Source organism: Actinophytocola sp. (genome assembly GCF_036378875.1).
GTDB lineage: Bacteria > Actinomycetota > Actinomycetes > Mycobacteriales > Pseudonocardiaceae > Actinophytocola.
The window spans coordinates 41,182-48,306 of the sequence record NZ_DASUVO010000014.1; the positions used below are offsets into that span (position 1 = coordinate 41,182).

Sequence of the window (7,125 nt, forward strand, 5' to 3'; positions counted from 1 at the left end):
GCCTGGACAGGCCGTCGGAGGTCATAGCGACACACAACACCGAGAGATCAGACGAGTCAATACCGAATCGTTGAAGTAAGCGTTTTCCTAGTCAGTGTGGTCCAGATAGATCAGACCTGTGGTCGCAAGAGCCTCGCGTGTCCAACACTCAGTACCGGTGAGTTCAACAAACCGGTGACCGAGCGATGGCGCACCTCAACCCGCGAGGGCCGGGCGGACGCTACGCGCCCACCCGGCCCCGTGAAGCGAGGCTCGCCGGCCAGGCCCTCGACCCTGCCTTCGAGGGCGTACCCGAATCGCCCCGCGACGCCCACGGCGTCCCGCTTCGCGGACCGCCCGTCTGGGCGAACCTTCGCGGTCTCCCGCTACCGCAGCCCGTATGCGCGCTGGGTGGTCTGGTCCACCGTGTTGCCCTTCTCGTCGACCGCCCGGACGCGCAACGTGACCGCACCGGCCGTCCGATCGAGCGGTGGGTGCACGACGGTCGCGGCGAACTGTCCGCCGCCCTTCGGAGACGTACGCACGGCCTTCCACGTGGTGCCGTCGTCGTAGCTCACCCAGACGTCGAGGTCGCGGATCTTCGGCGCACGCTCGAGCAGCGAGCTGTGGTAGGCGCTGATCGTCACCTGGTGTGCCCTGCCCGCGCGGGCCGTGTTGTCCAGCCCCAGGGCGAGGTCGTAGCCGACGAACAGCTGGCTCGTCGCCTGGCAGACGTCCTTCGTGCCCAGGGTGATGTACCAGCCCATGCAGTTCCCGCCGTCCTCGGGCGAGGTGAACCCGCTTGTCGGCCGGCGCGAGGTGAACGTCCACTCGGTGTTCACGGTCCGCGCGTACTTCTGCATCGCGTAGTCCGAGGTGAACCGTTCGGTCAGCCGGTAGTTCGCCTGCTCCGGCGGCAGCGTGAAGTACTCGTTCAGGTAGCCGAAGAACGGCGGCAGGATCCACACGATCCCTTGCTGCGACTTGATCTCCACACCGTTGCGGTACAGGTGCAGCTCGGTCTGGTCCGTGCCGTTCTCACCGCCGCTGATGTCGTAGGCCTGGTAGCCGGAACCGCCGTTGGCGGAGAGCACGTGCACCGGGTTGAACATGTCACCGTTGCGACAGGACAGACACGTCGGCGTGAAGTAGCGCGCGACGTTCGCCGAGTACCGGGTGGTGTTGGACACCAGGGGCGCCATCCCGGGGTCGTCGGTGCGCTTGCCGGCCCGAGGGAACTCCTCGATCCCGCCGTCGGACCAACCGTTGCGTGCGTAGCCGCTGACGTCGTCCGGCGCGTCGTAGTACAGGCTGGCGGCGTGGTTCCATCCGACCCCTTGCCGTACTGGTCCGAAGTGGACGGAGATGGTGCCCGGCGCGCGGACGTCCAGGCCGTTGCCCTGCCCGATCCGTCGGATCGGGTTGATGCCGGGCAGCTGGGCGTTCCAGCTCAGGCTGGCCACGCCGGGACCGTCGGCGTGGAGTCGCTTGTCCACTGTGAACACGTCGTGCGCGCCGACCTTCGACTCGAGCGACGCCGGGATCCGGTCGAGGTACGGGTAGCTCAACGCGTACACGTACTCCGGGTCGGTCGACCCGGCGATCTCGACGGCACGACGCGAGTCACGCAGGGCCTTGCCCTGGTCGGGTGGCAGGCTGACGGTCGGGATCGGGTAGGCGGGCCACACGCTCCGGCCGTACGGCACGGGATCGAGGAAACCCCGGCCCTCCGCGCTGAACCCGAGCACGCCGACCGCACCGGCCGTCTGCGCGTTGCGCACCCGGTCGAGCCCGTCTTTCGTGCAGGTGGCGGCGCAGATGTCCGACAGGTCGAGCAAGGCGAGCTTGCCCCGCACGTCGATGCTCGCGAAGTCGGTGCCGTTGCCCGCGAACACCACAGGGAGCTTGTGCCGGCCGTCGAACCTGGCGATCTCGTCGTCACCGACCGCCGCGTTCGGCGTCGGGTACCGGGCGTCCAGAGTGGACTTTCCGGTGCGCATCGTGAGCAGCGGTTGCGTGTAGACCCGTTGCGAGTAGGCGTAGAACTCGCCGAGCGTCGGCTTCTGGGTCGGCAGTGACCACAGCGTGTTCGCCCCGTACGCGCGGTACTCGGTGCGTGCGCTCACCGCGCCGCCCTCGCTCGTGCTCACGAAGCCGAACTGCTGCGTGTGCCGCTCGGCCGGTTTCGGCAGCGTGGTGCCGATCTTCTTCGCCTTGCGCAGGTCGAAGACGACCGAGGCGTTCTTCGTGGCGTCCACGTCGGGGTTGGCGATCAGCGCGGAGTGCGGGGCGCCGTCTCGGTCGCGCCACTGCGCGAAGCTGCGCACCGCGTACCGGCCGGCGTAGATCTCGCCGCCGACCTCCGGCAGCTCCGGCCCTTCGCCGATCGGCTCCACCTCGTCGCGGCCGTCGATTCGCACGAGGACCCAGCCGCCCCAGAACAGGTCCGTGGCGCCGTCCGGCGGGATGATCTTTCCGGTGAACGTGACCCGTTTGAGGTCACGGGACACACCGAGGGTGGTGGTGAGCGCGACGCCGGTGCCGCTGGCCCGGACCGCACCCTGGTACCAGGTGTCCGGTCCACCGGTGGGGTTGAAGGTGACCTGCGCGGTCGCCGTGCCGTGCGCGGGCACCGTCACCGTGTCGCGGTCCAGCCGCAGCGCACCTGGCGGCACGGTGCCCTGGCGGGCGCTGATCGTCGCGTCGAGTGCGAGGGTGACCGGGGCGTCGGTGTCGTTGGTGTAGGTGATCGCCTTGGTGACAGGCGACGTCTGGGCGTACGGCAGCTTGCCGAACTGGACGCTGCCGGTGGCACGCACGCCCTGGTCGACCGCGCGGTGCACGTCGACCCGGCCGGTGCCCTGCTCGTATGCGCCGTAGCCGTCGTCCTTCGCGCTGCTCATGAGAGCGTCCTTGAGCTGCGAACCACTCCAGTCGGGGTGTCGCTGGGCGAGGATCGCGGCGGCGCCGGACACGTGTGGCGTGGCCATCGAGGTGCCGGACAGGGTGGTGTAGTGCTCGCCGACAAGAGGGCCGAGCTGGGTGCCGGCCGCGCGGGCCGCCGTGATGTCCACGCCAGGGCCCGCGATGTCCGGCTTGAGCCCGAAGTCGCCGAGACGTGGGCCACGGCTGGAGAAGCTCGCGAGCTTGTCGGACTTGTCGACGGCGGCGACGGTCAGCGCGGCGTCCGCGACGCCGGGGGTGCCGACGGTCCGGTCGCCGCGCGCGCCGGAGTTGCCCGCCGCGACCACGAACAGCGTGCCGGACCGCTCGGACAGTGTGTTCACCGCCTGGCTCATCGGGTCGGTGCCGTCGGTGCAGCACCCGCCGAGGCTCATGCTGACCACGTCGGCGCCCTCGTCGACGGCCCACTGCATGCCGGCGATGATCTGTGAGGAGCTGCCGTTGCCCTCGTCGTCGAGCACCTTGCCGACCAGCAGCGACGCGCCCGGCGCGACACCCTTGTACTTCCCGGCGGACGCCGCGCCCGACCCGACGACGGTGGAGGCGACGTGCGTGCCGTGCCCGTTGCCGTCCGCGACGGTCTGTCCGCCGACGAAGTTCTTCGTGCCGGTGACCTTGCCGGCCAGGTCCGGATGGGCGGCGTCGATCCCGGTGTCCAGCACGGCGACGGTGACACCGCTGCCGTCGTAGCCCTGCTCCCACGCCGAGGGCGCCCCGATCATGGGCACGCTGACGTCGAGGCTGGCCTGCACCGGGCCGTCGAGCCACACCGTGGTCCCGCCGGCCCGGGCGGTCTCCACACCGGCCCAGAACTCGGCGGCCCGCGACTTGTCGACGGTGACGGCCGACCCGTCGACGCTGGGCAGCGCGAGGGTCTCGGCGGCGGCCGGCAACGCGGCGCGGGTGTTCCCGTGCTGCACGATCAGCGGCAGCGTCGGGGTGGTCGAGTCCGCGAAACCGTTGCGCACCAGGTATTCCACGTCGAACAGCCGCCGGTCCAGCCGCCCGGCGGCGATCAGCCCCATGGCGTCGGAGGGGTACACGTAGAGGGACTCGTGGTCGCGCACGGTGGAGTGGAGCACCGGCCGCCCGTCGCGCCGCTCCGCCTCGTCGGTGACGTCGGCGGTGAGCTGCCCGTTCGGCTCGACCCCGACGGACACGGTGTCCCCGGTGATCAGCGTGACCTCGGCGACCTGCTGGACCTCGCCATAACTCGGCGACGCGGCAACGGTTTCAGCCGATGCGACAGGCAACCACGTCGACACCACAAGCCCAACGACCGCGACGGCACGCATCCATCTCATGGGTCCTCCAGGACTCCGACAGGCGAGGTGATCAACAATCACCATGTGCCGGCCGACGCCGCAAGAGATTCACCACGGCCAGTTCCCGCCATGGCAGGAATGCGCCAGCGCCTACCGCGGGCCGAGTCCCGGGCAGCACACGGCGTCATCGCGACCGGCACAGCCGGTCACGATGACGCGGAAACGGGTTAGAAGGGGGTCAGTCCGGTGGCTCCGCCGGTGGCGGGGGCAGGTAGTGACTGCCCCGCTCCGGGTGCTCGTAACGGAACACCGCGCCGTCCACCAGATGCGTCGTCGTCTCCTCGACGCTCCGGTGCGACGATCGGGCCGCACGCCTCGCGAGGTCGGCTCGCGCCTCTCGGGCCGCGCGGTAGCTGTCTGAGTCGGGCATCGCGCTCGCCTCCGCCCTTCGGACGGACTATCACGACACCTTCAGAGTCCCACCGCTTCGGCCTCGCCGCACCCTCGAACACGAAAGTGGACCGGGGGTGTCACGGTCAGTCAGTGCCCGACTCCATGGCGGCACGATCGAGTGCCTCCGGCTCCACGATCTCCTCGTCGGTGGCGGCGATGGCCGCGGCGCCGCCGGGCGGCAGCTCCCCGATGAGCCCGTCCCACGGGGTGAGTTCGCCCTGGGCCGTGTACTGCTCCAGCTTGCCGCGCGAGTCGGCGATGTCGAGGTTGCGCATGGTCAGCTGTCCGATGCGGTCGTCCGGGCCGAACGCCGGGTCCTGGCTGCGTTCCATCGACAGCTTCTCGGGGTGGTAGGACAGCTGGGGGCCGGTCGTGTCGAGGACGGAGTAGTCCTGGCCCCGGCGCAGCCGCAGCGTGACGGTGCCGGTGATCGGCCAGCCGATCCAGCGCTGCAGGCTCTCCCGGAGCATCAGCGCCTGCGGGTCGAACCACCGGCCCTCGTACAGCAGCCGACCGAGCCTGCGGCCCTGCGTGTGGTAGGTCGCGATGGTGTCCTCGTTGTGGATGGCGTTGATCAGCCGCTCGTAGGTCACGTGCAGCAGCGCCATGCCGGGAGCCTCGTAGATGCCGCGGCTCTTGGCCTCGATGATGCGGTTCTCGATCTGGTCGGACATGCCGAGCCCGTGGCGGCCGCCGATGGCGTTGGCCTCCCGGACCAGCTCGACGACGGAGGAGAACTCGCGGCCGTTGATCCGCACCGGCCGGCCGTGCGCGAACTCGACGGTGACGTCCTCGGTCGCGATGTCCACGTCGCCGTCCCAGAAGGGGATGCCCATGATCGGGGACACGATCTCCATGGACGTGTCGAGGTGTTCGAGGCGCTTCGCCTCGTGGGTGGCGCCCCAGATGTTCGCGTCGGTGGAGTACGCCTTCTCGGCCGAGTCGCGGTAGGGCAGGCCGCGCTTCACCAGCCACTCGGACATCTCGTGCCGGCCGCCGAGCTCCGCGACGAAGGCCCTGTCGAGCCACGGCTTGTAGATCCGCAGGTTCGGGTTGGCGAGCAGGCCGTACCGGTAGAACCGCTCGATGTCGTTGCCCTTGAAGGTGGACCCGTCACCCCAGATGTCCACGTCGTCGGCGTGCATGGCCCGCACCAGGAGCGTGCCGACCACCGCGCGGCCGAGCGGTGTGGTGTTGAAGTAGGTCTGGCCGGCCGACCGGATGTGGAAGGCGCCGCAGGCCAGCGCGGCAAGGCCCTCCTCGACCAGCGCGGCGCGGCAGTCGACGAGCCGTGCCTTCTCCGCGCCGTACGCGAGGCCGCGGTCGGGCACGGCGTCGAGGTCCGGTTCGTCGTACTGGCCGATGTCGGCGGTGTAGGCGTAGGGCACCGCGCCGTGTTCGCGCATCCACGCGACGGCGACGGACGTGTCCAGCCCGCCGGAGAACGCGATGCCGACGCGCTCGCCGACCGGTAGCTCGCTCAGAACCTTCGACATTGATCCAGTATGGACGGGGGGTCGCGGCGGCCACGGCCGGCCCCGCCGTCAACCGATATGCCCGGTATCGTATGACGTGGCCAGGTCGGGGGACGGCCTCCTGGGGGATTCCGTGCAGGAAAACACTGCTGCGTCCCGCACGAAGAAGCGGGTCATCCTCACGGCGGGTGCCGTACTGGTGGCCGCGATCACCGTGCTGGGCGTACTCCAACTGCGACCAAGCGGCGCGCCTGCGCCCGCCGCCGACGACTCACCGCCGCCCGAGCTCACGGCGAGCGACATCACCAACCAGTTCCTCACCGCGCTCACCTCGGGAGACGCGGCCGGAGCCGGCAAGCTGACCGACGACCCGGACGCGTCAACCGCGCAGCTCGCCGCGGTGTGGCAGACGCTCCGGCCCTCGTCGGCGACGGCCGACCGGATCGCGCCCGTGGCACCCGCTCCCGACGCGACGGCGGTCGACGAGCGGTTCACGCTCACCTGGCAGCTGGGCACGCAGCGCACGTGGACCTACGAGAGCGCGCTGCGCGTGGTGAAGGCGGCGGCCGGCTGGCGCGTCCAGTGGCAGCCCACGCTCGTGCACCCCCGGCTCGCCGCCGGCCAGAGCCTGGCGCTGCGGGACGTGGCCGGGCAGCCTGCGGTGGTCGACCGCGACGGCACACAACTGGTCACCTGGACCACGAACGGCACGTCGGCCGCCGACCCGGCCGTGGCGCCGCTCCTGGTCGGCGGTCTGGGTCGGGTCGCCGCCGAGCAGGGCTCGGCGGGCGGCTGGTACGTGGCACTGGTCGACGCGGCCGGCGCCGATGTCGAGGTCCTTCACGGCACCCCGACGGCACCCCATGTCGCCACCCTGAGCGTGCCGGTGCAGAAGGCGGCGCAGGCCGCGGTGGACACCCAGCAGAACCCCGCGGCGCTCGTGGCCATCCAGCCGTCGACCGGCGACATCCTCGCCGTGGCCCAGAACG

The 7,125-nt window shown here is 70.5% G+C and carries 4 protein-coding genes; 1 reads left to right on the forward strand and 3 read right to left on the reverse strand.

The genetic code is table 11. The annotated features are described in order from the left end of the window. Nucleotides 1-365: 365 nt before the first annotated feature. The 3 genes from VF106_RS03955 to argG all read right to left on the reverse strand — a co-directional run bounded on the left by VF106_RS03955 (nt 366) and on the right by argG (nt 6,157). Entirely contained in the window at nt 366-4,247 is a 3,882-nt protein-coding gene (locus VF106_RS03955) for a S8 family serine peptidase (protein ID WP_330838159.1), read from the reverse strand. A gap of 199 nt (nt 4,248-4,446) precedes the next feature. Continuing rightward, entirely contained in the window at nt 4,447-4,638 is a 192-nt protein-coding gene (locus VF106_RS03960) for a hypothetical protein (protein WP_330838160.1), read from the reverse strand. Nucleotides 4,639-4,744: 106 nt separating this feature from the next. After that, nucleotides 4,745-6,157 carry an argininosuccinate synthase gene (argG, locus tag VF106_RS03965; protein ID WP_330838161.1) on the reverse strand — a complete coding sequence of 471 codons (1,413 nt, stop codon included), beginning with the start codon at nt 6,155-6,157 and terminating at the stop codon, nt 4,745-4,747. A gap of 112 nt (nt 6,158-6,269) precedes the next feature. On the opposite strand from argG, the gene VF106_RS03970 reads away from it, so the two are divergent. Then, on the forward strand, nt 6,270-7,125 hold an 856-nt coding region (locus VF106_RS03970), incomplete at its 3' end, for an NTF2-like N-terminal transpeptidase domain-containing protein (RefSeq protein WP_330838162.1).

Excerpts from the sequence above, each read along its gene's own strand:
- VF106_RS03955 (WP_330838159.1), bottom strand. The coding sequence starts at position 4,247 with ATGAGATGGATGCGTGCCGTCGCGGTCGTTGGGCTTGTGGTGTCGACG.
- VF106_RS03960 (WP_330838160.1), bottom strand. The coding sequence starts at position 4,638 with ATGCCCGACTCAGACAGCTACCGCGCGGCCCGAGAGGCGCGAGCCGAC.
- argG (WP_330838161.1), bottom strand. The coding sequence starts at position 6,157 with ATGTCGAAGGTTCTGAGCGAGCTACCGGTCGGCGAGCGCGTCGGCATC.